The organism is Rhizobium sp. YTU87027 (assembly GCF_050644135.1).
Taxonomy (GTDB): domain Bacteria; phylum Pseudomonadota; class Alphaproteobacteria; order Rhizobiales; family Rhizobiaceae; genus Rhizobium.
This window is the reverse complement of record NZ_CP098442.1, coordinates 376,505-402,479: the sequence shown is the minus strand read 5'-3', so window position 1 is coordinate 402,479 and position 25,975 is coordinate 376,505. Positions and strand designations below refer to the sequence as shown.

27 protein-coding genes are annotated in these 25,975 nt (G+C 63.8%); 25 read left to right on the top strand and 2 right to left on the bottom strand.

Annotated elements, in window-relative coordinates; genetic code table 11:
• Positions 1 to 9: 9 nt before the first annotated feature.
• The 24 genes from rpe (at position 10) to NBG89_RS30515 (ending at position 23,199) form a co-directional block, all read left to right on the top strand.
• Entirely contained in the window at positions 10 to 693 is a 684-nt protein-coding gene (gene rpe, locus NBG89_RS30630) for a ribulose-phosphate 3-epimerase (RefSeq protein ID WP_416068646.1), read from the top strand.
• Between the two features lie 78 nt (positions 694 to 771).
• Positions 772 to 1,425, top strand: coding sequence for an HAD-IA family hydrolase (locus NBG89_RS30625; protein ID WP_416068647.1), 654 nt, complete (start codon positions 772 to 774; stop codon positions 1,423 to 1,425).
• A gap of 131 nt (positions 1,426 to 1,556) precedes the next feature.
• Positions 1,557 to 2,549 (top strand): HupU protein, encoded by a 993-nt coding sequence (locus NBG89_RS30620; protein ID WP_431324636.1) that lies wholly within the window; start codon positions 1,557 to 1,559, stop codon positions 2,547 to 2,549.
• Positions 2,546 to 3,988, top strand: a complete 1,443-nt coding sequence (locus tag NBG89_RS30615; protein ID WP_416068649.1) for a nickel-dependent hydrogenase large subunit — start codon at positions 2,546 to 2,548, stop codon at positions 3,986 to 3,988. Before NBG89_RS30620 ends, NBG89_RS30615 begins: the two co-directional genes overlap by 4 nt.
• 238 nt (positions 3,989 to 4,226) lie before the next feature.
• On the top strand, positions 4,227 to 5,309 hold the full coding sequence (locus tag NBG89_RS30610) for a hydrogenase small subunit (protein WP_416068650.1): 1,083 nt from the start codon (positions 4,227 to 4,229) through the stop codon (positions 5,307 to 5,309).
• A gap of 24 nt (positions 5,310 to 5,333) precedes the next feature.
• Positions 5,334 to 7,124: a nickel-dependent hydrogenase large subunit gene (locus tag NBG89_RS30605; protein ID WP_416068651.1), complete on the top strand. Its 1,791-nt coding sequence runs from the start codon at positions 5,334 to 5,336 to the stop codon at positions 7,122 to 7,124.
• A gap of 12 nt (positions 7,125 to 7,136) precedes the next feature.
• Positions 7,137 to 7,859, top strand: coding sequence for a Ni/Fe-hydrogenase, b-type cytochrome subunit (gene cybH, locus NBG89_RS30600; RefSeq protein ID WP_416068652.1), 723 nt, complete (start codon positions 7,137 to 7,139; stop codon positions 7,857 to 7,859).
• The gene (locus tag NBG89_RS30595; RefSeq protein WP_416068653.1) at positions 7,860 to 8,456 is read left to right on the top strand and encodes a HyaD/HybD family hydrogenase maturation endopeptidase; all 597 of its coding nucleotides are present in this window, start codon (positions 7,860 to 7,862) and stop codon (positions 8,454 to 8,456) included.
• A 10-nt stretch (positions 8,457 to 8,466) separates the two neighbouring features.
• A complete protein-coding gene (gene hupE / locus NBG89_RS30590; protein WP_416068654.1) occupies positions 8,467 to 9,042 on the top strand; it encodes a nickel permease HupE in 576 nt (191 codons plus the stop codon).
• Between the two features lie 100 nt (positions 9,043 to 9,142).
• Positions 9,143 to 9,439, top strand: coding sequence for a HypC/HybG/HupF family hydrogenase formation chaperone (locus NBG89_RS30585; protein ID WP_416068655.1), 297 nt, complete (start codon positions 9,143 to 9,145; stop codon positions 9,437 to 9,439).
• A gap of 167 nt (positions 9,440 to 9,606) precedes the next feature.
• Entirely contained in the window at positions 9,607 to 10,056 is a 450-nt protein-coding gene (locus tag NBG89_RS30580) for a hydrogenase accessory protein (protein WP_416068656.1), read from the top strand.
• Positions 10,053 to 10,901, top strand: a complete 849-nt coding sequence (locus NBG89_RS30575) for a hydrogenase expression/formation protein (RefSeq protein WP_416068657.1) — start codon at positions 10,053 to 10,055, stop codon at positions 10,899 to 10,901. Before NBG89_RS30580 ends, NBG89_RS30575 begins: the two co-directional genes overlap by 4 nt.
• The gene (locus tag NBG89_RS30570) at positions 10,898 to 11,113 is read left to right on the top strand and encodes a rubredoxin (protein WP_416068658.1); all 216 of its coding nucleotides are present in this window, start codon (positions 10,898 to 10,900) and stop codon (positions 11,111 to 11,113) included. Before NBG89_RS30575 ends, NBG89_RS30570 begins: the two co-directional genes overlap by 4 nt.
• A complete protein-coding gene (gene hybE / locus NBG89_RS30565) occupies positions 11,103 to 11,627 on the top strand; it encodes a [NiFe]-hydrogenase assembly chaperone HybE (RefSeq protein ID WP_416068659.1) in 525 nt (174 codons plus the stop codon). Before NBG89_RS30570 ends, hybE begins: the two co-directional genes overlap by 11 nt.
• Positions 11,624 to 12,736 carry a hydrogenase assembly protein HupF gene (locus tag NBG89_RS30560; RefSeq protein WP_416068660.1) on the top strand — a complete coding sequence of 371 codons (1,113 nt, stop codon included), beginning with the start codon at positions 11,624 to 11,626 and terminating at the stop codon, positions 12,734 to 12,736. Before hybE ends, NBG89_RS30560 begins: the two co-directional genes overlap by 4 nt.
• A complete protein-coding gene (gene hypA / locus NBG89_RS30555; protein ID WP_416068661.1) occupies positions 12,729 to 13,070 on the top strand; it encodes a hydrogenase maturation nickel metallochaperone HypA in 342 nt (113 codons plus the stop codon). The genes NBG89_RS30560 and hypA overlap by 8 nt, the downstream gene beginning before the upstream one ends.
• Positions 13,070 to 13,987 (top strand): hydrogenase nickel incorporation protein HypB, encoded by a 918-nt coding sequence (gene hypB / locus NBG89_RS30550; RefSeq protein ID WP_416068662.1) that lies wholly within the window; start codon positions 13,070 to 13,072, stop codon positions 13,985 to 13,987. Before hypA ends, hypB begins: the two co-directional genes overlap by 1 nt.
• Before the next feature lie 3 nt (positions 13,988 to 13,990).
• Positions 13,991 to 16,261, top strand: a complete 2,271-nt coding sequence (gene hypF / locus NBG89_RS30545; RefSeq protein ID WP_431324635.1) for a carbamoyltransferase HypF — start codon at positions 13,991 to 13,993, stop codon at positions 16,259 to 16,261.
• Entirely contained in the window at positions 16,252 to 16,479 is a 228-nt protein-coding gene (locus NBG89_RS30540; protein ID WP_416068664.1) for a HypC/HybG/HupF family hydrogenase formation chaperone, read from the top strand. Before hypF ends, NBG89_RS30540 begins: the two co-directional genes overlap by 10 nt.
• Positions 16,476 to 17,633: a hydrogenase formation protein HypD gene (hypD, locus tag NBG89_RS30535; RefSeq protein ID WP_416068665.1), complete on the top strand. Its 1,158-nt coding sequence runs from the start codon at positions 16,476 to 16,478 to the stop codon at positions 17,631 to 17,633. The genes NBG89_RS30540 and hypD overlap by 4 nt, the downstream gene beginning before the upstream one ends.
• Entirely contained in the window at positions 17,630 to 18,682 is a 1,053-nt protein-coding gene (gene hypE / locus NBG89_RS30530; RefSeq protein WP_416068666.1) for a hydrogenase expression/formation protein HypE, read from the top strand. Before hypD ends, hypE begins: the two co-directional genes overlap by 4 nt.
• 8 nt (positions 18,683 to 18,690) lie before the next feature.
• Positions 18,691 to 20,376, top strand: coding sequence for an enoyl-CoA hydratase-related protein (locus NBG89_RS30525; RefSeq protein WP_416068667.1), 1,686 nt, complete (start codon positions 18,691 to 18,693; stop codon positions 20,374 to 20,376).
• Positions 20,373 to 21,824 carry a sigma-54-dependent transcriptional regulator gene (locus NBG89_RS30520; protein WP_431324634.1) on the top strand — a complete coding sequence of 484 codons (1,452 nt, stop codon included), beginning with the start codon at positions 20,373 to 20,375 and terminating at the stop codon, positions 21,822 to 21,824. Before NBG89_RS30525 ends, NBG89_RS30520 begins: the two co-directional genes overlap by 4 nt.
• A complete protein-coding gene (locus tag NBG89_RS30515) occupies positions 21,808 to 23,199 on the top strand; it encodes a sensor histidine kinase (protein ID WP_416068669.1) in 1,392 nt (463 codons plus the stop codon). Before NBG89_RS30520 ends, NBG89_RS30515 begins: the two co-directional genes overlap by 17 nt.
• 65 nt (positions 23,200 to 23,264) lie before the next feature.
• On the opposite strand, the gene NBG89_RS30510 is transcribed toward NBG89_RS30515, so the two are convergent.
• On the bottom strand, positions 23,265 to 23,759 hold the full coding sequence (locus NBG89_RS30510; protein ID WP_431324633.1) for a hypothetical protein: 495 nt from the start codon (positions 23,757 to 23,759) through the stop codon (positions 23,265 to 23,267).
• Between the two features lie 3 nt (positions 23,760 to 23,762).
• A complete protein-coding gene (locus NBG89_RS30505; protein WP_416068671.1) occupies positions 23,763 to 24,827 on the bottom strand; it encodes a helix-turn-helix domain-containing protein in 1,065 nt (354 codons plus the stop codon).
• A gap of 202 nt (positions 24,828 to 25,029) precedes the next feature.
• Here NBG89_RS30505 and NBG89_RS30500 point away from each other — a divergent pair, with 202 nt between their 5' ends.
• A complete protein-coding gene (locus NBG89_RS30500; RefSeq protein ID WP_431324632.1) occupies positions 25,030 to 25,974 on the top strand; it encodes a CBASS oligonucleotide cyclase in 945 nt (314 codons plus the stop codon).
• Position 25,975: the final 1 nt, after the last annotated feature.

The following is a 25,975-nucleotide window of genomic DNA, read 5'->3' as shown; positions in this document are numbered from 1 at the left end:
CAACACATCATGAGCGACATCATTATCGCGCCCTCGATCCTGTCTGCTGATTTTTCGCGGCTGGGCGACGAGGTGGAGGCGGTGGTCCGCGCCGGCGCAGACTGGATCCATCTCGACGTGATGGACGGCCATTTCGTCCCCAACATCACCTTCGGACCGCCTGTGATCAGGGCACTGCGCAACCGCACCGACCGCGTCTTCGATTGTCACCTGATGATCGCGCCCGCCGATCCCTATCTCGCCGAATTCTCCGCGGCCGGCGCCGACGTCATCACGGTGCATGCCGAGGCGGGGCCGCATCTCGACCGGTCGCTGCAGACGATCCGCGGCTTGGGCAGGAAGGCGGGCGTCTCACTCAACCCTTCCACGCCAGAAAGCGCGATCGACTATGTGCTCGACCGCGTCGACCTGATACTGCTCATGACGGTGAACCCCGGCTTCGGCGGCCAGTCCTTCATCGCGCCGGTTCTCGAAAAGATCCGCCGCGTCAAGGCGATGATCGGCGCGCGGCCGATCGATATCCAGGTCGACGGCGGCGTGACGCCGGAGACTGCCTCGCTGGTTGCGGCTGCAGGCGCCAACGTTCTTGTCGCTGGATCGGCCATATTCGGCGGCAAGGATGAGGCGGGATACAGGTCAAATATTCTAGCGATCCGGAGCGCGGCAGAAGGCGCTCTTTCAACCGCCACATAGGGAGAGCAGATGGGGAGCAGCATGGGCGCGGATTCTAGGCCATGCTCCCATCGCGGTTTGGTCGCGGTGTCGAAGCCTATGGCGATTCTGTTTGATCTTGACGGAACGCTGATAGATTCAGCCGGGGATCTCGCCAATGCCGTCAACGAGGTCTTGGGTGAGCGTGCGCTTGGCCCACTGTCTGTGCCGTCCGTCCGGGCGATGATCGGTCATGGTATTCGCAAGCTTGTCGAAAGGGCGCATCTCGCCTGCGGTCTTGCGCTTTCGGGCGACGGCCTGGACGAGGCGACAAGGCGCATGAACGTCATCTACGCTCGGCAGCTCGTATGCCGCACCATCTTATTGCCGGGCGCAGCGGAGGCCGTGAGTGCTGCGAATGCATTGGGGGTACCATTGGCACTCGTTACTAACAAACCGGAACGTTTCGCACGGGAGATTCTGCATCATTTCGGCCTCCTATCGTGCTTCGGGATCACTGTCGGCGGTGACAGCCCGTACCGACGAAAGCCCGCACCGGACATGTTGTTTCACGCCGCACGCGAGCTGCGCGTGCCGCCAGCCGCCTGTATCATGGTCGGGGATGGTGAGGCAGATATTGCGGCGGCTGCCGCCGCCGGCATGCCGTCGCTACTTGTAGAAGGCTCCACCCAAATCGACAGCAGACCGACCTTCCGTTTAGAGACACTCGAACATTTCGCCGATTGGCTGTGCATAGCCGGTCTCCAGAGATAGTCGTGGCAATCGCTTGGAGCGTAAGGGTATTCATTGTGAATCGCGCAAGTCGATGGCGCGGTTGACCGGCTCGCCTCAAGATGCGAGATTCTGCAACGATGTTATCCGGCTTGTCCAAATCTGATCCCCCTATGACACTGCTCTGGCTGCAAGCAGGCAGTTGCGGCGGGTGCACGATGTCGGTGCTGGAAAACGGGGCGCAGGGCTGGGCTCGGGAGCTCAGATCCTTCGGCATCGAGCTCCTCTGGCATCCCTCCCTGAGTGAAGAAAGCGGCGCTGAGGCGGTCGATATCCTCGAGGCGGTGTCCGAGGGCCGGACCCCGCTCGATTTCCTGTGTATCGAAGGTTCCGTCCTGCGCGGTCCGAACGGCACCGGTCTGTTCAATCGGCTGGGTGGGACTGGCCGAACGATGTTCGACTGGATCAGGCGGCTGGCGCCTCGCGCCAGGCACTGCATCGCGGTCGGGACCTGCGCCTCCTATGGCGGCATCCATGCAGCGGCGCCTGATCCAATTGAAGCTTGCGGCCTCCAGTATGAGGGCTCGGAGGTGGGGGGCGCGCTCAGCGCTGATTATCGTTCCTTGTCAGGTCTCCCTGTCATCAATGTCGCGGGATGTGCGCCGCATCCCGGCTGGATCATGGAGACGATCGTCGCACTGCAAATGGGTGATTTCGATGAACGCGACCTTGACCTGCTCGGCAGGCCAAAATTCTATACGAAAACGCTCGCCCATCATGGTTGCGAGCGCAACGAATATTACGAGTTCAAGGCGAGTGCGGAAAAATTCTCCGATCTCGGCTGCATGATGGAACATCTCGGTTGCAAGGCAACCCAGGCCGCCGGCGACTGCAATCAGCGTGGCTGGAATGGTAGCGGCTCCTGTACCCATGGCGGCTTCTCCTGTGTCGCTTGTACCGAGCCTGCTTTCGAGGATCAAACGGGCTTTCTCGAAACGCCAAAGATCGGAGGTATACCGGTGGGTCTGCCTCGGGACATGCCCAAGGCCTGGTTTGTGGCGCTGGCCGCGCTCTCCAAGTCGGCGACACCCGACCGGGTGCGGGAGAACGCCACCTCCGACCGCGTTGTTCTTGATACCCGGCGCAATAAGGATGTGGGTGCATGAGCCGCATCATCGCCGGGCCGTTCAATCGGGTGGAGGGTGATCTCGAAGTCGCGCTCGATATCAGGGACGGCATCATCGAGCGAGCCGAGGTCACCACGACGCTTTATCGCGGCTTCGAGCAGATACTGAGCGGCCGGCCGGGGCTGGATGCACTGGTAATCGCGCCGCGTATCTGCGGCATCTGCTCGGTGTCGCAGTCGATCGCCGCCGCGACCGCGCTGCGCAATCTTGCCGGCGGACGCGCGGCGCCCAACGGCTATATCGCCGCCAATCTCGCGCATGCGGCGGAAAACATCGCCGACCATCTGACGCATTTCTATCTGTTCTTCATGCCGGATTTCGCCCGCGACGAGTATGCCGGGCGGCCCTGGTTCGGCGAGGCCGTGCCGCGCTTCAAGGCGGTGAGCGGCAGCGGTTCGGCACAGTTCCTGCCGATGCGCAAGCGGCTGCTCGAGGTCATGGGCGTGATCGCCGGCAAATGGCCGCATTCGCTCGCCTTCCAGCCCGGCGGCACGACGCGCGCCATCGATGTCGGCGAGCGGGTCCAGCTCGCGACCCTGCTCGGCGAATTCCAGGTCTTTCTCGAACAGTCGCTCTATGGCGACTCGCTCGATACGATCCTGTCGCTGGAGACGGAGGATGAACTCGCGGCTTATGCTGAGGGTATGGCGGGCGACTTCCGCTTCTTCCTCCGGCTGGCGGAGGATCTGGCGCTTTCGCGTCTCGGCAAGGGGCCGGGCTGGCTGCTCTCTTACGGTGCCTACCACACGGCCGAGGGATCGCTCCTGCCTGCGGGTGTCGCCCAGGCTGACGGCACAATCCTGCCGCTCGACGCCGGCGGCATATCCGAGGACGTGGCCCATTCCTGGTTCCTGGAGACCGGCGACCGCCCATGGAATGCCGAAACCGTTCCGACCGCCGAGAAAGAGAAAGCCTATTCCTGGGCCAAGGCGCCGCGTCTCGCCAAGGCTCCGGCCGAGGCCGGCGCGGTTGCGCGGCTTGCCGTTGCCGGGCATCCTCTCATCCTGTCGCTGATCGCGCGTGACGGCGGTACGTCGGTCCGCACCCGGATCGTCGCTCGGCTGATCGAGACGGCGCTTCTGGTCCATTCCATGGGCGGATGGCTGCGCGAACTGCGGCTCAAGGATGAGTTTTCCAGCCACTTCGCCCTGCCTGAGAATGCCGAGGGGGCCGGTCTCGTCGAAGCGGCGCGGGGCGCGCTCGGTCATTGGGTGAGCATTCGCGACGACCCGATCGAGCGCTACCAGATCATCGCCCCCACCACCTGGAACTTTTCACCGCGCGACGCGGCCGGCGTGCCCGGCCCGTTGGAGGCCGCCCTTGCCGGCCTCGACACTCGGGGAATGGGTGCGAAGTCCGCGGCCCTGCAACATGTGATTCGCTCCTTCGACCCCTGCATGGTCTGCACTGCGCATTGATTCGCCTCCGCAGGGCGGTCATGCGGCTTTCAGCGCTGAAAGGTGGCTTTCCGCCAACCTTCCGCCGACAGGATGGACGGACGCGCGGCGTCGCTAAAATAGGTAAATTGTTTCAGTTACATAGAAGGAAATCAAGCGCCGGAATACGAACTGGTCCGCTTCTTGCAAAGCTCTTCACGACAGAGCCCGGATGTTTATCCAGGCGATGCGATCGGGATGGGTTTGCTGGAGGAGCAACATGGCAGCTGCCGAAACCTTTTATGACGTCATCCGCCGCCAGGGAATTACCCGGCGCAGTTTCACCAAGTTCTGCAGCCTCACCGCCGCGAGCCTGGGCTTCGCTCCAGGTGCCGCGACCGCGATGGCCGAGGCGCTCGAGACCAAGGAGCGAGTGCCCGTCATCTGGATGCATGGGCTCGAATGCACCTGCTGTTCCGAAAGCTTCATCCGCTCGGCCCATCCGCTGGTCAAGGATGTCGTGCTGTCGATGATCTCGCTCGACTATGACGATACGATCATGGCCGCCGCCGGTCATCAGGCCGAGGCGATCCTCGAGGAGACCAAGGAGAAGTACAAGGGCAAGTACATCCTCGCCGTTGAAGGCAATCCCCCGCTCAACGAGGACGGCATGTTCTGCATCGACGGCGGCCGGCCCTTCGTCGAGAAGCTGAAATGGATGGCCGAGGACGCAATGGCGATTATCGCCTGGGGCGCCTGCGCCTCCTGGGGCTGCGTCCAGGCGGCCAAGCCCAATCCGACCCAGGCGACGCCGATCGACAAAGTGATCCTCGACAAACCGATCATCAAGGTTCCGGGCTGTCCCCCCATCGCCGAGGTGATGACGGGCGTCGTGACCTTCATCACCACCTTCGGCAAGCTGCCTGAACTCGACCGGCAGGGCCGGCCGAAGATGTTCTATTCCCAGCGCATTCACGACAAGTGCTATCGCCGCCCCCATTTCGATGCCGGCCAGTTCGTCGAGGAATGGGACGACGAGGGCGCGCGCAAGGGCTATTGTCTCTACAAGATGGGCTGCAAGGGCCCGACCACTTACAATGCCTGCTCCACCGTGCGCTGGAACGGCGGGGTATCTTTCCCCATTCAGTCGGGCCATGGCTGCATCGGCTGCTCCGAAGACGGCTTCTGGGACAATGGCAGCTTCTATGACCGGCTGACCAACCTCCATCAATTTGGCGTCGAGGCGAATGCCGACACGGTTGGCCTGACTGCGGCCGGCGTCGTCGGCGGAGCGGTCGCCGCGCATGCGGCGGTCACTGCAGTCAAGCGCGTGACCACCAAGCGCGAAAAAGCCGACGCATAAACATCAAGGGCAGGAAGCACCATCATGACGATCCAGACACCCAACGGCTTCACGCTGGACAATTCCGGCAAGCGCATCGTCGTCGATCCCGTCACCCGCATCGAGGGGCATATGCGGGTCGAGGTGAATGTCGACGAAAACAACATCATCCGCAACGCCGTGTCGACCGGCACGATGTGGCGCGGTATCGAGGTCATCCTCAGGAATCGCGATCCGCGCGACGCCTGGGCCTTCACCGAACGCATCTGCGGGGTGTGCACGGGTACCCATGCGCTGACCTCGGTGCGCGCGGTCGAGCATGCGCTTGGCATCACCATTCCTGAGAATGCCAATTCGATCCGCAACCTGATGCAGCTCGCGCTGCAGGTGCATGACCATGTCGTGCACTTCTATCACTTGCACGCACTCGACTGGGTCGACGTGGTCTCGGCGCTGTCGGCCGACCCGAAGGCGACCTCGGCGCTGGCGCAGTCCGTCTCCGACTGGCCGCTGTCCTCGCCTGGCTACTTCAAGGACATCCAGACACGGCTCAAGAAATTCGTCGAGTCTGGCCAGCTCGGGCCCTTCAAGAACGGCTATTGGGGCAATGCGTCCTACAAGCTGCCGCCGGAAGCAAACCTGATGGCTGTGGCGCATTATCTCGAGGCGCTCGACTTCCAGAAGGAGATCGTGAAGATCCACACGATTTTCGGCGGCAAGAACCCTCATCCGAACTGGCTCGTCGGCGGCGTGCCCTGTCCGATCAATATCGATGGCACGGGCTCCGTTGGCGCGATCAACATGGAACGGCTCAACATGGTGACCTCGATCATTGATCAGATCATCGAGTTCAATGACAAGGTTTATGTGCCCGACATCATGGCCATCGGTTCCTTTTACAAGGACTGGCTCTATGGCGGTGGCTTGTCCGGCAAGAACGTGCTTGCCTATGGCGATGTGCCGGAACACGCAAATGACTATTCGGAGTCGAGCCTCAAGCTGCCGCGCGGCGCGATCATCAATGGCAATCTGGCAGAAGTCCTGCCCGTCGATCATGCCGACCCCGAGCAGATACAGGAGTTCGTCACCCACTCCTGGTACAAATATCCCGACGAGACCAAGGGCCTTCACCCCTGGGACGGCATCACCGAGCCGCATTATGAGCTCGGCCCCAATGCCAAGGGAACCAAGACCAATATCGTGGAGCTCGACGAGGGCGCGAAGTATTCCTGGATCAAGGCGCCGCGCTGGCGCGGGAATGCGATGGAAGTTGGGCCGCTCGCGCGCTGGGTCGTGGGCTATGCCCAGAACAAGGCCGAGTTCAAGGATCCCGTCGACAAGGTGCTAAAGGATCTCGACCTGCCGGTGTCGGCGTTGTTCTCGACACTTGGCCGTACCGCGGCGCGCGCGCTCGAGTCGAGCTGGGCCGGCCACCAGATGCGCTACTTTCAGAATAAGCTGATCGCCAATATCAAGGCCGGCGACTCCGCCACCGCCTTTGTCGACAAATGGAAGCCGGAGACCTGGCCGAAGGAGGTCAAGGGCGTCGGATTCACTGAGGCGCCGCGCGGCGCGCTCGCCCACTGGATCAAGATCAAAGACGGCAAGATCGACAATTACCAGTGTGTCGTACCCACGACCTGGAACGGCAGCCCGCGCGATCCCGCCGGCAATATCGGCGCCTTCGAGGCGTCGCTGATGGACACGCCGATGTCCGACCCCACTCAGCCCCTCGAAATCCTAAGAACCATCCATTCCTTCGACCCGTGCCTGGCTTGCTCGACGCATGTCATGAGCCCGGACGGACAGGAAATGGCCAAGGTTCAGGTCCGGTGAGGAGGGACGGTCATGACGGTCCATGAGAACCTCGCCGCTGCCGACGCGCATGGCGAAAAGGCCATCGAGCGCCAGAGCGTCTATGTCTACGAGGCCCCGGTGCGCATCTGGCACTGGGTCAACGCCTTCGCGATCCTGACGCTGGCATTGACCGGCTATTTCATCGCCTCGCCCCTGCCTTCGGTGCCGGGCGAGGCGAGCGCCAACTTCCTGATGGGTTATATCCGCTTCGTCCATTTCGCGGCGGGGCAGGTCCTCGCCGTGTTCCTGATCCTCCGGGTCTACTGGGCCTTCGTCGGCAACATCCATGCCCGCCAGATCTTCTACGTGCCGTTCTGGAGCGGTCGCTTCTGGAAGGAATGGCTCCATGAGGTCCGCTGGTACACGTTCCTCGCGCGGCAGCCCAAGAAATATGTCGGCCATAATCCGCTCGCTCAGTTCACCATGTTCCTGATGTTCACCCTGCCGCTGTTCTTCATGGTGATCACGGGATTCGCGCTCTACAGCGAGGGCGCCGGCCGCGACAGCTGGGAATATTCCCTCTTCGGCTGGGTGTTCTCGATCTGGCCGAACAGCCAGGACATCCACACCTTCCATCATCTCGGCATGTGGGTGATCCTCGTCTTCGTCATGGTCCACATCTACGTGGCCGTGCGCGAAGACATCATGAGTCGGCAGAGCATCATCTCGTCGATGATCTCGGGCGAGCGGCTCTTCAAGGACAGGGAGGACTAGATGGCCATCCCATCCTCCTCTTCGCCGCGCATCCTCGTGCTCGGCATCGGCAACATCCTCTGGGCCGACGAAGGTTTTGGCGTACGCGCGGTGGAGCAGTTCCACAGGAGCTATGAAGTGCCCGAGAATGTCACCATCCTCGATGGCGGCACCCAAGGGCTCTACCTCGTGCAGTTCGTCAATGAGCACGACCGGCTGATCGTCTTCGACGCCATCGACTACGGCCTCGAGCCGGGCACGATGAAGGTGGTGGAGGACGACGAGGTGCCGAAATTCACCGGCGCCAAGAAGATGAGCCTGCACCAGACCGGCTTCCAGGAAGTGCTGAGCGCCGCCGATCTGATGGGCCACTATCCCGAGCGGCTGACGCTGATCGGTTGCCAGCCGCTCGATCTTGAGGACTGGGGCGGTCCGCTGACCGCGCCGGTCAAGGCGGTGATACCCGCCGCCGTAGAGACCGCGGTCCGGGTGCTGAGGGCGTGGGGCGTTGCGGTCACCGCGCGGCCGGAAGGGGCGGAGGCATCGCCGCTCCTCGAGAACGACATCGATTTCGAACGCTATGAGCGGCGCGCCGAACCGGCCGCGCTGAGCCACTGAGGAGGATTCCATGAATTACCGGAGAATTGTAGCGGCATTCGCCGCGCTGACGCTGCCGGGCGTCGCCCATGCCCATGTCGGGCTGCATTCCGATGGCACGCTGGCAGGCCTCGCCCACCCGTTCAGCGGCCTCGACCACATGCTTGCGATGGTGGCCGTCGGCTTCTGGGCGTCGACGCTCGGCGGCAGGGCGCGCTGGATCGTGCCATTGGCTTTCGTCGCTGTCATGGCCGTCGGCGGCATTCTCGGCATCCAAGGCGCCGCGCTTCCGATGATCGAGACCGCGATCGCACTGACCGTCGCGGTGCTTGGCCTGCTGGTGGCCTTCGAGGTGAAGGTTCCCACGCCTGTCGCCGCGGCCATCGTTGGCATAGCTGCGCTCTTCCACGGACAGGCGCACGGCGCCGAACTGCCGGCGATGGCGAACGCAACGGGCTATGTGGCCGGGTTCTTGGCCGCGACCATCGCGCTGCATGGCCTCGGCATCGGGCTCGCCTCGCTCCGGTTCGGCCGGGCAAGTCAGATCGTCGCCCGCATTGCGGGTGCGGCTGTCGCTCTTGCCGGCGCTGCACTGCTCAGCGGCTGAACCGCACTTTCTCCCAAGGCTTCGGCCTGACGGGAGCCGTACGGGCACCCCTGCGCCCTGCGGCTCCCGATTTCGCAAGTCCAGAACCAAGGTGAAGCGCATGTGCATCGGCATTCCCATGCAGGTCATCGCAGGCAACGAATTCGTTGCCCAGTGCGAACGACATGGCGAGGTGGCCTCCATCTCCCTGATGCTGGTCGGCCCGCAGTCTCCGGGAACCCATGTGCTCACCCATCTTGGCTCCGCAATCCGCGTGCTTGATGCCGAGGAGGCGCGCGCGATCGACGACGCGCTGGCCGGCCTCGCCGAGGCGGTCGAGGGCCGCGCCTTCGACAATCTCTTTGCGGACCTCCTCACGCGCGAGCCGGAACTGCCGGCGCATTTGCGCGACATCTGAAAAGAAAATTTCCAATCTGGAAATTGACTTTCCATCTCGCGGCCGGCGATACTTCTCTCCAGCGAAAATTTCCCTTCCAGATCAATGGAATCCAACTTCCTCCGATCTGGCACGCTGTTTGCAGATCATCTTGCAGAACACTTGCATGATGATTTGTGGAGGAGACAATGCCATCTGCCCTGGTCCGCGCCCTGAGCGAGCGGGCGCGCCTGCCCGTCGTCGACGAGACGACGATCGATGCCTTCCTGGCCCCTGCCGCGGGCGAGCCTGATAATGCTGTGCTGTTTTTCACCGGCGATCCGGCGCAGCGGCCCGAGGCCGATGACGTCGCCGTGGTCCTGCCCGAACTGCTCGGCCACTATCGCGGTCGCTTGCGGGGCGCCGTGGTGCGGCGTGCGGCAGAGGACAAGCTCAAGGCCCGCTTCAATGTGGTCGTCATGCCAAGCCTTGTCGTCACGCGCCGCGATCAGCCGGTGGGCGTGATCGGAAAGATCCGCGACTGGTCGGAATATGTCGACAAGATCGGAGCCTGGCTGGCGCCCGACGCACCGGTCATGGTCGCCTCGGGCGGTCCGAAGGTCGAGATCACCCATGCCGGCAAGGAGATCGTGCGATGAAGGCCGGTTTCTGGGTAGCCCCCGAAGGTGAAGACGCCGCGATGACGGTGATGCCGATCGGCGCCGAGCCGCCGCTCCGCGCGCGCAAGATCAATTTCCTCGCCACCAGCAGCGCCGAGGAAATGATCCGGCGCTGTCGGCGGACGGCGATGCTCCTGCCCGACATCGCCGATGCACTCGCGGTGCAGAAGGCCGGCGCGCCGGGTCGGCTGTTCGACATCACGGATTATCCCGAGGACGACCGCGAGCTGATCACCCAGACGCTGGGCGAAGGCGAGGTCGCGGGCGTCGCCGCACTTGCCAACGGCATCACGGCGCAGATGCAGGAGGCCGTCATGGCCGGCGTCTGGCGCATCCGGTTCACCGATGTCGAAGGCCGTCTGATCGGCGACTATGTCGAGGTGGCGAGCATCCCGGCCGCAGTCCGTCAGGCCTGTTCGGCGCTGCACCCATCGATCAGCCATGGTCCGGCCCCGGCCGGCGCCATGAACGTCATGCCGGTGCTGACCGAGGTCGGCGACCGGGCGGCCCGCTACCGCGACGGCGAACCGACCCATGTCATCACCTTCTCGCTTTTCCCCATGAGCCCGGAGGACATGGCCTTCCTGCAGGAGACGCTGGGCGCAGGCCCGGTGCAACTCACCTCGCGCGGTTATGGCACCTGCCGTATCGTGGCGACCGGCGCGCGCAATGTCTGGTCGGTGCAGTTCTACAACGCCATGGACACGATCATCCTCGATACGCTGGAGATCTGCGACATACCCTCGGTCGCCGTGGCTGCGGAGGAGGACTTCCGCGATTCCGAAATGCGACTCCGCGAGATCGAGGAGGCCTATTTCAAATGAGCGCCTTCGAGAATTTCGGCAAGCGCGAGACCTTGTCGGACGAGGACCGGATGGAATGCGGCATCTGCTGGCATGTCTATGATCCGGCCGAAGGCGATCCGGTCTGGCAGATCCCGCCGGGCACGGCCTTCGCCGACCTGCCCGAGGACTGGCGTTGTCCGAACTGCGATGCGCTGCAGTCCAAGTTCATGAGGCTGGGCGATGGACGCTGAGCGTGCGGAACCGGTCGGGCCCGATCCGGCCCGTCAGCTCGGGGCTCGGCTCGAGGATTGCTATCGGCATATCCATGCCACAGCCATGGTGGATGTGCCGATCTGCAACCCGGCGCTCGGCGTTGCCGCGACCGGTTTCCGCGCCTTTGGGGCGCGCGCCTTCGGCATCGTCACCACGCCCTGGTTCATGAACCTCGTGGCGGTCGACCTGCCGGATGGCGCGCCATCGGCCGCCGCCGTCTCCGGCACGACATTGCGCGTCGGGCTGCCGGCGGGCGAGGTCGAGTTCATCACTGGCGAACTCGACGGCGTCGGCAGGGTGGATTCTTGTTCCCTGTTCTCGCCGGTCTTCGAATTCGCCACGATGGAGGCAGCACTCGCCACGGCCGAGGAGGCCGTCCGCGCCTTCTTCGATCCCGCCACGCTCGAACCGCCGCCGGCGCCACCCGCCGCGGTGAACCGGCGAGATCTGCTGCGCGGCCAATTCCGCAAGCGCGAGGAGATGGCGAAATGACCTTCCTTCTCGGCGCCGGCACGATCAGGATCCAGGTCGCGGTATCGCGCTGCCTCGCCTGCTCGGTCGCGGTTGCGGCAAGCCGCCCGCAGGGCCTGACATGCATGTTTCTCGGCCGCATAGCCGACGAGGCGCCGCTGCTTGCGGGCCAGGTCTTTTCGCTCTGCGGCTTTGCCCAGTCGGTGGCCGCCCGCCTCGCGACCCTCAATGCCACAGATCGTGCGATGAGCGATGATGAGCGGATCGGCGCAGGGTTGGGCCTGCTCGCCGAACGCATATTCGAGACCCTGCGCGCCCTCATTCTCCAATGGCCGGTGCCCCTTCCCGTCACGCTGGCCGCGTCCGCCGGCAGGCATCTCCGCGATGCGCTGGCCGCCTCGCAGGCGATCATCGCCAGGGTCAAGGCCGGCAAGGTCGATCGCGCGCATCTCGAATTGCCGGTCGAGAGGCTGACGGCGGCGGCCGCAGCACTCGGCGTCACGCGCGAGGCCGATGCTCCCATGAAGGGAACGGCTTGCGCGGCGATGCTTGAGGATGTCGAGCACGACCATATCTTCGCCGGCCACAGCCCGGACCCGTTGACCAGCAGGGACGACGCCGACGTTGTCGTGCGGCTCTGCACGGAACCCGGCTATGCCAGCCTTCCGCATCTGCGCGGCCGCGTCGTCGAGACCGGCGCCTATGTTCGCCTTGCCCCGGCCAGCTCGCAGGAAGGCCCCCATCTGGCGCAACGCCTTCGCGCGCGGATAGCCGACGTTCGCGCCTCGCTCGACCAGCTTGGCTCCATCCTTGGCGATGGCGCGCTCGACTGGGCGTCCCTCGCCGGCGGCGGCCCGACGCCGGGCGCCGGCGGCTACGGCGCGGTGGAATGTGCGCGCGGCAGGCTTTATCATCAGGCGGAGATCGGCGCCGATGGCAGGCTCTCGGCCTACCGGATTCTCGCGCCGACCGAGTGGAATTTCCATCCGGCCGGTCCCTTCGTCGAGACGCTGCTGTCTTCACCTATAGGGACCGGCGACACAGCCATACGGTCGGTATCGCTTCTCGCGGTGCTGTTCGACCCCTGCGTGGCCTTCGACGTCGATATCAGGGAGGCGGCCGATGCATGAAATGTCATTGATGGAAAGCGTGATCGAAATCGCCTGCGACACGGCGCGACAGAACGGCGTGACGCGCGTCAAGTCGATCCGGCTCGATGTCGGAGTCTTGAGTCATGTCAATCCGGATGCGCTGCTCTTCTGCTATGAAGCTGTCAGGCATGGCACAATCGCCGATGGCGCAACGCTTGAGATCAACCGGATCGCCGGTGAGGGCTGGTGCCTCGATTGCGGCAAGACGGTGGCCTTGGAGGAGCGGTTCGGGGCCTGCCCTGACTGCGGCCGGCATCGCGTCCAGATGACGGCCGGCGACGAATTGAAGATCAGGGATATGGAGGTGATCTGATGTGCACGGTATGCGGTTGCGGGACGTCGGCCATCGAGGGCCACGAGCACGAGGCCGGGGGTCATGGGCATCACCATGACCATGACCACGGCCATGGGCACCACCACCATCACCATCATGACGATGGTCACGCCCATCACCATGCCCATGGTGACCACGAGCACGACCATCATCATGGCGAAGACGGCAGCGTCCACTATGGCAAGGGCATAGCCGGCGTTCATGTTCCCGGCATGAGCCAGGAGCGGATCATCCAGGTCGAGCGCGACATCCTCTCGAAGAACGATGGCTATGCCGCCGCGAACCGGCGCTATTTCGACCGCAACGGCATCTTCGCGCTGAATTTCGTCTCCAGCCCCGGCTCGGGCAAGACCAGCCTGCTGGTCCGGACGATCACCGACCTCAGGGATCGCGTCACCATCAGCGTCATCGAAGGCGACCAGCAGACGTCGAACGATGCGGCGCGCATCCGCGAGACCGGCGCCCGCGCCATCCAGATCAATACCGGCAAGGGCTGTCATCTCGACGCCCACATGGTCGGCCACGCGGTGGAGGATCTCGCGCCCGAGCCCGGCTCGATGCTGTTCATCGAAAATGTCGGGAACCTCGTCTGTCCCGCCGCCTTCGATCTCGGCGAAGCACACAAGGTCGTGGTACTGTCCGTCACCGAGGGCGAGGACAAGCCGCTCAAATATCCCGACATGTTCGCGGCGGCCGACCTGATGATCCTCAACAAGGCCGACCTGCTGCCGCATCTCGATTTCAATGTGGGCTTCTGCATCGCCAACGCGCTGCGCGTTAATCCGCGGCTGCAGACATTGACCGTTTCGGCGCGCACGGGCGAGGGCATGGAGGCCTTCTATGCCTGGCTCGAAGCCTCCGCCGCCCGGCGGGCCGCTCGGCCGAAGGTGGCATAAACCATGGCGCCGGCTCTCGCACGACAGATGGAAAGCCCGATCCGGCGCCTCAGGCTCCGGGTCTGCGGCGCCGTGCAGGGCGTCGGTTTCCGGCCTTTCGCCCTCCGCTTGGCGCGGACGATGCGGCTTTCCGGCTTCGTGCTCAATGACAGCGCCGGCGTGCTGATCGAGATCGAGGGTGAGGATGCCGGTCGCTTTCCCGATGCGATCCGCGCCTATGCGCCACCCCTTGCCCGCATCGACTCGATCGATGTTCTGGAGCTTCCGCCCGCCGGCGGCGAGCAGTTCGAAATCCTCGAAAGCCTGGGCGGCAAGAGCGCGACCCGGATCGGGGCCGATGCCGCGACCTGCGACGAATGCCGCCGCGAACTGACCGATCCCGCGAGCCGCTTCTTCGGCTATCCCTTCGTCAACTGCACCCATTGCGGCCCGCGCTTCACCATCACCCGCGCGCTGCCCTATGACCGGGCGCAAACGTCGATGGCGTCCTTTCCGATGTGCCGGGCCTGCGCGGCTGACTATGTCGATCCGGAGAACCGGCGCTTCCATGCCGAGCCTGTTGCCTGCCCCGATTGCGGCCCGAAGCTCAGCCATCCCATCGCGGAAGTAGCGGCCCGGCTCCAGGACGGCGCGATCGTCGCGCTCAAGGGGATCGGCGGCTTCCATCTCGTCTGCGACGCGCGCAACGATGCGGCGGTCGCCCTCCTGCGGCAGCGCAAGGCGCGCGATGAGAAGCCCGTCGCCGTGATGGTGCGCGATATCGAGGCGGCGCGGCAGTTCGCGAAGCCGACCGAAGCCGAAGAGGCGCTGCTGGTCTCTCCGGCCAGTCCGATCGTGCTCGTCGAAGCCCGGGCCGGTGCGGTTGCAGGCGGGATCGCGCCCGGTCTCCGCCGCATCGGGCTGATGCTCGCCTATGCGCCGCTTCATCATCTACTGCTCGATGCGCTCGCCTCTCCGCACTGTCCCCCCGCGTTGGTCGCGACCAGTGCCAATCCCGGCGGCGAGCCGTTGGTCGCCGACAATGCCGATGCCGCGCGCCGCCTCTCAGCGATCGCCGACCTGATCGTCACCCATGACCGTGACATCGCCGTCCGCGCCGACGACTCCGTCATGCAGGTGATCGACGGCGCGCCCGCTTTCATCCGCCGCGCCCGTGGCTTCGTGCCGGAGCCTGTCGATCTCGGCGCGGATGGTCCTTGCGTGATCGCCACCGGCGCCGACCTCAAGAACACCGTCTGCATCACGCGCGGCCGCGAGGCGTTTCTCTCCCAGCATGTCGGCGGGCTCGACAATGCCGAGGCGATCCGTTTCCAGCGCGAGGCGATCAGCCATCTCTGTTCGGTCTTGGATGTGAAGCCGGAATTCGCCGCCTGCGACCTGCATCCGGATTTCCGCTCGGTCCGGATGGCGGAGGGCTTGAACCTGCCCTTCGTGCCGGTCCAGCACCATCTTGCCCATGTCGCGGCCGTGGCGGCGGAGCATCGCCTTCAGGGGCCGGTTCTCGGCCTTGCGCTCGACGGCCACGGCTTCGGCACCGACGGCACGAGCTGGGGCGGCGAAATGCTCGCCGTCGACGGTCCCCGCTGGCATCGCGCGGGATCTCTCATGCCCCTGTCGCTGCCGGGTGGCGACCGCGCGGCGCGCGAGCCCTGGCGCATGGGTGTCGCGGCGCTTCAGGCAGCCGGGCGGATCGACCTCGCGCCACGGTTCTGGCCCGACCATTCCGGCGTGGCACAACTTACCGCGATGTTCGAACGCGGCTTGCGTCCCTCGGTGACGAGCAGTCTCGGCCGGATGTTCGACGCCGCGGCGGCGATCGCGGGTGTTCGCCTCGTCCAGGGCTACGAAGGACAGGCCGCGATGGAGTTCGAGGCTCTGGTCCAGGCACCGCGTTGCCTCGCCGGCGGATATTCGATCACCGACGGGGCGCTTGATTTCCGGCCACTCATCCTGCGCCTCGCCGAACGGGGTCTGCGCGGCACCGAGGCTGCCGACCTCTTTCACGGCACGCTGATCGCGGGTCTGGCGGATTGGGCGACCGGTGGCGTCGCCGCGCTTGGCACCCGGCAGGTCGCGCTCGGCGGAGGATGCATGATGAACCGCGTGCTTGCGGAAGGTCTCGTACGAGCTTTGAAGAGCCGAGGCCTCGAACCATACCTGCCGCGTCTCGCACCCGCCAATGACGGCGGCATCGCGCTCGGCCAGGCGGCCCATGCGCGGCAGGTCGTCATGAACGAACAAGCATTAATGGAGGAGAACCGGACATGTGCCTAGCCATACCGGTCCAGGTCAAGGAAGTACTACCCGACAACATGGCGAAGGTCACGCTCGACGGCGTCTCGAAGATCGTTTCGACGGCGCTCGTCGATGACGTGAAGGTCGGCGACTACGTGGTGCTGCATGTCGGCTGTGCGCTCGCCAAGATCGATCCCGAGGAGGCGGAGAGGACACTGGCCCTGATCCGTGAAGCTGCGATGGGAGATGCGGCATGAAATATATCGACGAATATCGCGACGGCAGGCTCGCCAAGGACATCGCCCGGCAGATCGCCGCCCTTGCCGACCCGGCGCGTTCGTATCATTTCATGGAATTCTGCGGCGGGCACACCCATGCGATTTCCCGCTATGGCCTGGAAGACCTGCTGCCGCCGAATGTGAAGATGATCCATGGGCCGGGCTGTCCCGTCTGCGTGCTGCCGATCGGCCGCATCGATGCGGCCATCGCGCTTGCCCTGCGGCCCGAGATCACGCTCTGCACCTATGGCGACCTGATGCGGGTGCCGGGCTCGAACGGATCGAGCCTGCTCAAGGCCAAGGCGGCCGGCGCCGATATCCGCATGGTCTATTCGACGCTCGACGCGCTCCGGATCGCCGAGGCCGAACCCGACCGCGAGGTCGTGTTCTTCGCTATCGGCTTCGAGACCACGACGCCGCCGACGGCGCTGGCGCTCAAGGCGGCGATCGCGAAGGACCTCCGCAATTTCTCGATCTTCTGCAATCACGTGCTGACGCCCGCGGCGATCCAGAACATCCTAGAGAGCCCCGACGTCCGCAAGCTCGGCACGATCAAGATCGACGGCTTCATCGGCCCTGCCCATGTCTCGACCGTGATCGGCACCGAGCCTTACGAATTCTTCGCCGAGGAATTCCGGAAGCCGGTTGTCGTGGCGGGCTTCGAGCCCCTCGATGTCATCCAGGCGATCCTGATGCTCGTCCAGCAGGTCAACGAAGGCCGCCACGAGGTGGAAAACCAGTATATCCGTGCGGTGACCACGTTTGGCAACGAGAAGGCACAGGCCGAGGTCGCCAACTTCTTCGAACTCCGCGAGAGCTTCGAATGGCGGGGTCTCGGTGAGGTCCCCTGTGGTGCGCTCAGGCTTCGGCCGCAATATGCGGCCTACGATGCCGAGAAGCGCTTTTCGATGGAGACGCCGGCCGCCAAGGACAATCCGGCCTGCGAATGCGGCGCGATCCTGCGTGGCGTCAAGAAGCCGGCCGACTGCAAGCTGTTCGGCACGGTCTGCACCCCGGACACGCCGATGGGCTCCTGCATGGTGTCGTCGGAAGGCGCCTGCGCCGCGCACTGGACCTATGGCCGCTTCCGTGAGAAGGCGCGGCAGATGGATGCCGGGAGGGCGGTCGCATGAACATGATGATCAAGGCCTACAAGCGAAAGCTCGATATCGCCAATGGCCGCGTCGATCTCTCGCATGGTGCCGGCGGCCGGGCCATGGGCCAGCTGATCGAGGGCATCTTCCACAAGGCCTTCGACAATGACTGGCTGCGCGCCGGCAACGACCAGTCGGCGTTCACGGTGCAGAGCGGGCGCATGGTGATGACGACGGACGGCTATGTCGTCTCGCCGCTCTTCTTCCCCGGCGGCAATATCGGCATGCTCGCCGTCCACGGCACGATCAACGACATTGCCATGGCTGGCGCGGTGCCGCTCTATCTCTCGGCGAGTTTCATCATCGAGGAGGGCTTCTCGCTCGCCGATCTCGAACGCATCGCCGACAGCATGGGTGCGGCCTCGCGCGAGGCCGGCGTGCCGATCATCACCGGCGACACCAAGGTGGTCGAGCGCGGCAAGGCCGACGGCATCTTCATCTCGACGGCCGCTGTCGGCAGGGTGCCCGACGGGCTCGATTTCAGCGCCGATGCCGCCCGGCCGGGCGATGCAGTGATCGTCTCCGGCTCGATCGGCGACCACGGTGTCGCCGTGATGTCGAAGCGCGAGAACCTGGAATTCGATACGGCCATCGTCTCCGACAGTGCCGCGCTGCACGGGCTTGTGGCGGCAATGGTTGCGGCCGGCGGGCAGCATATCAGGCTGATGCGCGATCCGACGCGCGGCGGTATCGCTGCGACGCTGAACGAGATCGCCAGCCAGTCGAAGGTCGGTTTCCGCATCGACGAGGAGGCGATCCCGCTCAAGCCTGAAGTCGCCGCGGCTTGCGAATTCCTCGGGCTCGATCCGCTTAATGTCGCCAACGAGGGCAAGCTGGTGGCCGTGGTCGCGCCGGAGGGTGCCAACGCGGTGCTCGCGGCGATGCGCGCTCATCCTCTCGGTAAGGAGTCGGCGTTGATCGGCCATGTCGTGGCGGATGATAATTACTTCGTGCAGATGGCGACCTCGTTCGGCGGCGGCCGGATCGTCGACTGGCTGTCGGGCGAGCAACTGCCCCGGATCTGCTGAGGACGGTGATGCGCATCCTGCTCCTCTGCCACAGCTTCAATTCGCTTTCCCAGCGCCTGCATATCGATCTCAGACGGGCGGGGCACGAGGTCTCGGTCGAACTCGACATTCATGGCGACCTGACACGCGAGGCGGTCGCGCTGTTCGCGCCCGATCTCGTCATCGCGCCCTTCCTCAAGCGGCCCATTCCGGCCGATGTCTGGCGGCGGACGCACTGCCTGATCGTCCACCCCGGCATCCGGGGTGATCGCGGCCCAAGCGCGCTCGACTGGGCGATCCTCGACGGCGAGACGACCTGGGGCGTGACGCTGATCGAGGCGCGGGAGGAGATGGATGCCGGGCCGGTCTGGGCATGGCGGGAATTCCCGATGCGGGCGGCACGGAAATCGAGCATCTACCGGCACGAAGTGACCGAGGCTGCCGCGGCCTGTGTCTTCGAAGCGATCGAGCGCCTCGGACGCGGGAATGGCCCAGTCATGCCGGCGAACTGGGGCAGGGGCCGCGAGCGGCCCGCCTGCCGCAAGTCGGACCGGACGCTCGATCCCGCACGTCATTCCGCGGAGGAAGCGCTTGGCATCATCCGTGCCTCGGATGGCGACCCCGGTGCTGTGCTGACTATCGCCGGACAGAGCTATCTGGCGTTTGACGCCGAGCTGGCTGCCGGGCTCTCTGGGCTGCCCGGAACGATGCTCGGCCGATCCCGGCAGTCGGTCGCCATGGCCTTCCGGGACGGCGCGCTCTGGATCGGCCATCTCCGCCGGCCGGAGGCGCGGAGCCTGAAACTGCCGGCCGGCCGGCTTCTCGGCGCCGAAGCGGCAGACCTGCATGAGATCGCCGGCCCCGAACTCTGCCGCTATCATGAGGAGAACGGCGTCGGCTTTCTCGATTTCCGCTTCCATAACGGCGCGATGTCCTCCGAGGATTGCGAAACCCTGCGGCATGCGGTCGTCGCCGCCAAGCAGCGCGCGCTTCCGGTTCTGGTCCTCAAGGGCGACGCTGACTGCTGGTCGAACGGCATCCATCTCGGCATGATCGAAAGCGCTGACAGCGCGGCGGACGAATCCTGGAGCAATATCAATGCGATGAACGACCTCGTGCGGGAGATCATCGAGACCGGTGACCGGCTGGTGATTGCAGCCGTGACCGGCAATGCCGGCGCGGGCGGCGTCTTCCTGTCGCTCGCCGCCGACGAGGTGTGGATGCGCGACGGCGTTATCCTCAATCCGCATTACAAGGACATGGGCAACCTCTATGGCTCCGAATACTGGACTTATCTCCTTCCGGCCCGCATCGGCGAGGATCGCGCCCGTGTCGTGACCCAGGCGCGGCTGCCGATGGGCATTGACGAGGCGCTCGAACTTGGCCTGGCGACACGCCGCCTGCCGTCCGATGTCATCGCCGCCGAGGTCGAACTGCATCGGGCGGCGGCCGAATTGGTGGCGTCCCCCGATCTGGCGGAACGCATTGCCGCCAAGCGCGCGCTGCGTGCCCGCGACGAAGCCGAAAAGCCGCTCGCCGCCTACCGTGAGGAGGAGTTGCAGCGCATGCGGCGCAATTTCTACGGCTTCGACCCGAGCTATCACGTCGCGCGCTACAATTTCATCCGCAAGACGCCCAAGTCGCGCACGCCGGTGACCCTTGCTATCCACCGGGCGGGTGGCGGCGAGACGGACCGCAAGAGGACAATGCGATGACCAACCCGCACGCCACCGTGCTTGTCGTCGATGACGAAGTGCGCTCGATCGAGGCGATCCAGCGCGTCCTGTCAGACGAATTCGAGGTCATCGGCGCCCGCAACGCCAAGGAGGCCGAGGAGGTGCTGGAAGGAGAGATGGTGCAGGTCATCCTCTGCGACCAGCGTATGCCCGGCGAATCCGGCGTCGAGTTCCTGAAGCGCGTGCGTGAACTCTGGCCGGACACTATCCGCATCATCATCTCGGGCTATACAGACTCCACCGACATCATCGAAGGCCTGAACAATGCCGGCATCTATCAATATATCACCAAGCCCTGGAGCCCCGACAAGCTGATCGACTGCGTCCGCGAGAGCGCCAATCTCTGGCGCCTGCAGCACGAAGTCACCGACATGCGCATCGAGGTGAAGCCGGCGAGCGAGGCGCTGCAGAAGGTCCTCAGCGACCGCCGGCGCAACCTGGGCCAATCCTTCGGCTTTGACCGCATCATCCATCGCAGCGACAGTCCGCTCGCAGGCTCGATTTCACTCGCCCGCCGCGCCGCGCGCTACGATGTTTCGGTCCTGATCACCGGTGCGTCGGGAACCGGCAAGGAGTTGCTCGCTCGCGCGATCCATCAGGAATCAGCCCGCGCCGACAAGACCTTCGTGGTGGAAAACTGCGGTGCCCTGCCAGATGAACTGCTCGAAAGCGAACTCTTCGGCTGCAAGAAGGGCGCTTATACCGGCGCCTATCAGGACCGCATCGGCCTCTTCGAACTGGCCGACAATGGCACCATCTTCCTCGACGAGATCGGCGAGACCTCGCCCGCTTTCCAGGTCAAGCTGCTGCGCGTGCTGCAGGAGGGCGAGATTCGGCCGCTCGGCGCGCAAAGGCCGCGCAAGGTCAATGTGCGGGTGATCTCGGCGACCAACCGCGATCTACTTGCCGAGGTCGCCGCGGGCCGGTTCCGCCGCGACCTCTACTACCGGCTCGCGGCCTTTCCGATCCACATGCCGGCGCTCAAGGACCGGATCGAGGACATTCCGGCGATTGCCGAGCGCTTCCTCACCCAGATCAACCAGTCGTTCAACCGGGAGGTTGCGGGTTTCCATCCCCGAACGCTAGACCTGATGATCGCCTATTCCTGGCCCGGAAATGTCCGCGAGCTGCACAACGAGATCCAGCGGATGACGGTCCTGTCGGACGGGAATGCGCCGCTCGCGGCGGAGCTGCTCTCCCCCGCCATCCGCAACGGCGAACCTGCCGCCACGGCCTCCGACGGCAGCATGCGCCAGCTCAAGGACATTGTCGCCGAGGTCGAGCGGTCGGCGATCGAGGCGGCGCTAGCCCGCCACGACGGCAATATCAGCCGTAGCGCCGACGAACTGGGCTTGTCGCGCGTTGGTTTGCGGAGCAAGATCGAGTGCTACGACCTCAAGCGCTACCCTGATGACGAAACCGATTAACAAGAACGAACGGCCGGCCGGCGAGGACCTGATCAGCAAGATCTCGCTGCCCAGCCTCTTCGCACTCGACGGTTCGAGCGAATCCATGTGGGTCGACGTCATTCACCGCATGGATGAGGTCTATTCCGAACTCCTGCGCAACGAGACCGATCTCGAGCGCAAGAATGCCGAGCTCGAAGAGGCGCAAACCTTCATTTCGAGCGTGGTGGCGTCGGTCTCCGACATCCTGATTGCCTGCGGCAGCGACGGCATGATCCGCAAGGTGAACCCCGCCTTCCTTCACCTGGTCGGCATGGAGGAGACTGCCGTTATCGGCACCCGCATCTTCGACTATGTCGTAGAGACCGACCGCAAGGAAGCCGAGCGGCTGATGAGTGCCGGGCAGCAGGGCAGGGTGCTCGAAGGGGACCTGCATTTCAATGCCGCAGCCGGCCGCGAGGAATGCCTTGCTATGCGGTGCGCCGCCCTGTTCGACGGGCGCCGCCGCAGGTTCGGCGCCGTCCTCACGGGCCGGCCGATCAGCGAATTGCGGCAGGCCTATCAGGCGCTCCACCTGGCGCATCTCGAATTGCAGCAGGCGCAGCGCAAGCTGATCGAGCAGGAGAAGATGGCGAGCCTCGGCCGGTTGGTCGCGGGCGTCGCCCACGAGCTCAACAATCCCATCTCCTTCGTCTATGCCAATATTTACACGCTCGACCGCTACCGCAAGAACCTGGTGTCCTACCTGAATGCGATGCACCAGGGCGCCGGCCCCGACGAGATTGAAAGGCTGCGCAAGACGTTGAAGATTGATGCAATCGTCGGCGATATTGATCCGTTGCTGGAAGGCACGATCGAAGGCGCCGACCGGATTAGCGATATCGTCAAGAATCTCCGGCGCTTGTCCTTCAGCGGAACTGGCGAGCGCCAATCTGTCGATCTAGACCGGCTGCTGCGCAACTCCGCCCATCTCGCCGTGCGCGCCAAGAACTCACGCGCCAATGTTGAGATCGACAGCGACCCCGATCTTTTGATCGAAGCCCATGAAGGCCAGATGCACCAGGTTTTCGTAAACCTCATTGACAATGCGCTCGATGCGGTTGCCAAAGTGAGGGATCCGCGAGTCTGGCTACGCGCTCGCCGGGACGAGGGCGATGGAACCATTGAATTCACAGTCCGCGACAACGGCGACGGGATCAAGGATAGCGACCTGGGCAAGATTTTCGAACCTTTCTTCACCACCAAAACGGTCGGTGAGGGCACCGGGCTCGGTCTATGGATCAGCTTTTCTATCGTTCAGGACTATGGGGGGACTGTCAGTGCCCGCAATTGTGCGGCCGGCGGCGCTGAGTTGTGCGTCCGGCTGCCGGCGGACAAAGGCTACCAAGATCCCTAATTCCGGGCACGCGCGGCGATGTGGCACGCCAGCGTTATTCTGTTTGTCTCTCATGTGGAGTAGGCTCAGACGGAACGGTATCGAGCTAACCTGCGGCGTACTTCGGCTGCGGGCAGTCGGCATCTCGGATGGCTGAATAGCGTCGTCAGACCGCTGTGGAGGCGATCGAGGGGAACGTGGTTGCCTTCGGCAAACTGGTCGAACAGCCAAAAGACTCCGTGCATATCGACAGCCTGGGCGTTCGCCAGTTCGCGCAACACGCCATCGCCCGTCAACAGTGTCCAGCCTCGCCCTTCAGCGATGGCGAAGGCAAACGTATCGGGGATCGAAAGGCGGGCATTCTGCCGGCTCAGATGAGTCGCCCGAGTGAGTTCGGCAGGCGTCAGGACCTCAACGAGAAGTCCTAACGCCACCAACTGATCGCCGAGTGCGCCTGCCAGTTCCCGCTCAAAAAGAAGGTCAGGCACAGCGAAGCCCACAGGCAGCCTGAACATGTCCTCAAGCAACCGAGCCCGTTCAAGGTCGATCAACACAGAGGTATCGGAGACAAGGATCGACACCGGTCAAGCCGCCACCTGATCCAGTCTTGCATCCAATTCTCGCACCGAAATTCCGAGCAGTTCGGCGGCGCGCGAATCGCCTATCACGCCTTCGGCCAACGCCCGGTAGCAGAGCCGTTCGAAGCGCCTGGGCTCCTCAAGCTCCGGTTTCATCGTCTCCGGTTCTTCGAATGGCGCTGCTCTCCATCCGCGTTCCGCAAACACCTTGAAGAGTCTCGCGAAGGCAGCCTGGTTGATGATGCCCAAATCCTTGCACCGATAGGCCAAGGCCTGGATGCTCACGCCGAAGCGCTTTTTCAAGGCGACAAACTCACCAATGCTGATCGATGAACGGTGCGCACCGATTTCGGCGCGCAGCACATCCGCCGGCATAAGAAAGGCGCCCGCGAAGCGGTGTGCGGCCTTTTCCTCGTCTACCCCCTCACACGGCGCCATGACCATGTGGCCGAGCTCGTGGGCGAGGTTGAAGCGCTTGCGTTCCGACCACGTGCTGCGCTTGACGACAATGATGCGCGCGGCCGTTCGTCCTTTGCGCCTGACTTTGGCGGCGAGACCGTCAACGTCGTCGAGGTCGAGTGATAACACCTTGATGCCGCGTTCTTCGAGCAATTCGGCAAGTTGTGGAACGGGATCGTTGCCGAGACCCCAATCCTCGCGCACTGACCGTGCGGCGTCTTCCGCATCACGCAAGTCGGCAACCGGATGTGGCGCGCTTCGCGGCTGTTCCCATTCGACACTGCGCATTTGAAGAAGATCCTCGACGGCCAGATAGCGCTCCAGCATGTGGATCGCGCGCGCCTCGAGGATCGCCTCCTCTCTTGCCGACGTTCCGATCTTTTTCCTGAAGTCGACACCTTCCAGCGCAAGTTCATCCTCACTGAGGAGATATTCTTCCGCAACGCCGAGCGTCCGCGACAGTCCGATCAGCACGCGCGAACTCGGCATGTCTTCGTTTCTCTCGTATTTGCCGATGGCCTGTGCGGAGACGATGCCTCCCATGGCATCGGCGAGTGCGCGCAACGACAGGCCCGATGCCGACCGGGCTACTTTGAGCTTGTTTCCGATCATGATGGCCTCCTTTTGCTTCGGTTTCCAATAGTACGATTTAGTGGAAATTTTGTAAACTATAATGTCTTGAAACGCGATCTGCGGCTCTCTATGTCATATCCGCGTCATTCAAAGTCTGTCTTTGTAAACCGAGGATGCACACCGGGGATATGCCGCCGATTGGCGGCCCCCAGATTGGTATCGGCGCGAAAGGAAATGGCAAATGGCGTTGAGCAACACCGAACTGCGTTACTACGACAGCAATGTCCTGCGCCTGCCGGCCGACAAGCGCAAGGCGTATCACGAGCAGGTCGACCGGTTGATAGCGGAACTGTGCAAAGGGGTGCGTGACAAGACCGAGATCAAGATCACGAAAGTGGTGAAGGCCGGTTCTTTCGCGAAATTCACGATCCTGCGCAAGACCAGCGTCGATCCGGTCGACGTCGATGTCGTCTTCTACATTGCCGGCCGCGACGCCAGCAAGGAGACGCTCGATAGCCTGAACAACACGATCTACGACCTGTTGATCAAGATCTATCCGAATAAATCCGTCGAGGATTTCGAAATCCAGCGTAAGGCGGCGACAGTGACCTTCGTCGGCACGGGCCTCAGCGTCGATATCGTCCCGGTGATCGAGGATGAGGCCAGGCCTGGATATGGCTGGCAGTTCGACATTCATGACGGGTCGAAGGTCGAGACCTGCGCGCCTTGCCAGATCAAGTTCGTTCGCGATCGAAAGAACCAGGACGGCGATTTTCGCACGTTGGTGCGGCTGGGAAAGAAGTGGCGCAACCAGGCCGAACTGAAGCCGCTGAAATCGTTTCACATCGAGCTGATCATGGCCCATGTGCTGGCAACACAGGGCAGCTCCGGCAGTATCGAACAGCGCTTCCGCAATTTTCTTCTCTACATAGCCCAGTCCGGTCTCAAGGACGAGATCCGGTTTCCGGAAAACACCGCGCCTTTCGCCACCTTCTCGGATCCCGTCGTCATCCTTGATCCGGTCTACAGCCTCAACAACGTGACGAGCAGGATCTCGGAAGCTGAACGCAAGGAGATCGTGGCGGCGGCGGAGGAGGCTTGGGAGGCTGCGAATTTTGCATCTGCCGAAAACGACAATGAAGTGTGGAAGGAGCTTTTCGGCCCCCGCTTCAAGACGGAGGAATGAG

What these genes read in the sequence shown, in the direction of transcription:
- NBG89_RS30585 (WP_416068655.1), top strand. Translation starts at nt 9,143, where the DNA reads ATGTGCATCGGCATTCCCATGCAGGTCATCGCAGGCAACGAATTCGTT.
- hybE (WP_416068659.1), top strand. Translation starts at nt 11,103, where the DNA reads ATGGACGCTGAGCGTGCGGAACCGGTCGGGCCCGATCCGGCCCGTCAG.
- hypE (WP_416068666.1), top strand. Translation starts at nt 17,630, where the DNA reads ATGAACATGATGATCAAGGCCTACAAGCGAAAGCTCGATATCGCCAAT.
- cybH (WP_416068652.1), top strand. Translation starts at nt 7,137, where the DNA reads ATGACGGTCCATGAGAACCTCGCCGCTGCCGACGCGCATGGCGAAAAG.
- NBG89_RS30625 (WP_416068647.1), top strand. Translation starts at nt 772, where the DNA reads ATGGCGATTCTGTTTGATCTTGACGGAACGCTGATAGATTCAGCCGGG.
- NBG89_RS30615 (WP_416068649.1), top strand. Translation starts at nt 2,546, where the DNA reads ATGAGCCGCATCATCGCCGGGCCGTTCAATCGGGTGGAGGGTGATCTC.
- NBG89_RS30500 (WP_431324632.1), top strand. Translation starts at nt 25,030, where the DNA reads ATGGCGTTGAGCAACACCGAACTGCGTTACTACGACAGCAATGTCCTG.
- hypF (WP_431324635.1), top strand. Translation starts at nt 13,991, where the DNA reads ATGGCGCCGGCTCTCGCACGACAGATGGAAAGCCCGATCCGGCGCCTC.
- hupE (WP_416068654.1), top strand. Translation starts at nt 8,467, where the DNA reads ATGAATTACCGGAGAATTGTAGCGGCATTCGCCGCGCTGACGCTGCCG.
- NBG89_RS30515 (WP_416068669.1), top strand. Translation starts at nt 21,808, where the DNA reads ATGACGAAACCGATTAACAAGAACGAACGGCCGGCCGGCGAGGACCTG.
- NBG89_RS30580 (WP_416068656.1), top strand. Translation starts at nt 9,607, where the DNA reads ATGCCATCTGCCCTGGTCCGCGCCCTGAGCGAGCGGGCGCGCCTGCCC.
- hypA (WP_416068661.1), top strand. Translation starts at nt 12,729, where the DNA reads ATGCATGAAATGTCATTGATGGAAAGCGTGATCGAAATCGCCTGCGAC.
- NBG89_RS30605 (WP_416068651.1), top strand. Translation starts at nt 5,334, where the DNA reads ATGACGATCCAGACACCCAACGGCTTCACGCTGGACAATTCCGGCAAG.
- NBG89_RS30520 (WP_431324634.1), top strand. Translation starts at nt 20,373, where the DNA reads ATGACCAACCCGCACGCCACCGTGCTTGTCGTCGATGACGAAGTGCGC.
- hypD (WP_416068665.1), top strand. Translation starts at nt 16,476, where the DNA reads ATGAAATATATCGACGAATATCGCGACGGCAGGCTCGCCAAGGACATC.
- NBG89_RS30505 (WP_416068671.1), bottom strand. Translation starts at nt 24,827, where the DNA reads ATGATCGGAAACAAGCTCAAAGTAGCCCGGTCGGCATCGGGCCTGTCG.
- NBG89_RS30525 (WP_416068667.1), top strand. Translation starts at nt 18,691, where the DNA reads ATGCGCATCCTGCTCCTCTGCCACAGCTTCAATTCGCTTTCCCAGCGC.
- hypB (WP_416068662.1), top strand. Translation starts at nt 13,070, where the DNA reads ATGTGCACGGTATGCGGTTGCGGGACGTCGGCCATCGAGGGCCACGAG.
- NBG89_RS30575 (WP_416068657.1), top strand. Translation starts at nt 10,053, where the DNA reads ATGAAGGCCGGTTTCTGGGTAGCCCCCGAAGGTGAAGACGCCGCGATG.
- NBG89_RS30595 (WP_416068653.1), top strand. Translation starts at nt 7,860, where the DNA reads ATGGCCATCCCATCCTCCTCTTCGCCGCGCATCCTCGTGCTCGGCATC.
- NBG89_RS30560 (WP_416068660.1), top strand. Translation starts at nt 11,624, where the DNA reads ATGACCTTCCTTCTCGGCGCCGGCACGATCAGGATCCAGGTCGCGGTA.
- NBG89_RS30620 (WP_431324636.1), top strand. Translation starts at nt 1,557, where the DNA reads ATGACACTGCTCTGGCTGCAAGCAGGCAGTTGCGGCGGGTGCACGATG.
- rpe (WP_416068646.1), top strand. Translation starts at nt 10, where the DNA reads ATGAGCGACATCATTATCGCGCCCTCGATCCTGTCTGCTGATTTTTCG.
- NBG89_RS30540 (WP_416068664.1), top strand. Translation starts at nt 16,252, where the DNA reads ATGTGCCTAGCCATACCGGTCCAGGTCAAGGAAGTACTACCCGACAAC.
- NBG89_RS30570 (WP_416068658.1), top strand. Translation starts at nt 10,898, where the DNA reads ATGAGCGCCTTCGAGAATTTCGGCAAGCGCGAGACCTTGTCGGACGAG.
- NBG89_RS30610 (WP_416068650.1), top strand. Translation starts at nt 4,227, where the DNA reads ATGGCAGCTGCCGAAACCTTTTATGACGTCATCCGCCGCCAGGGAATT.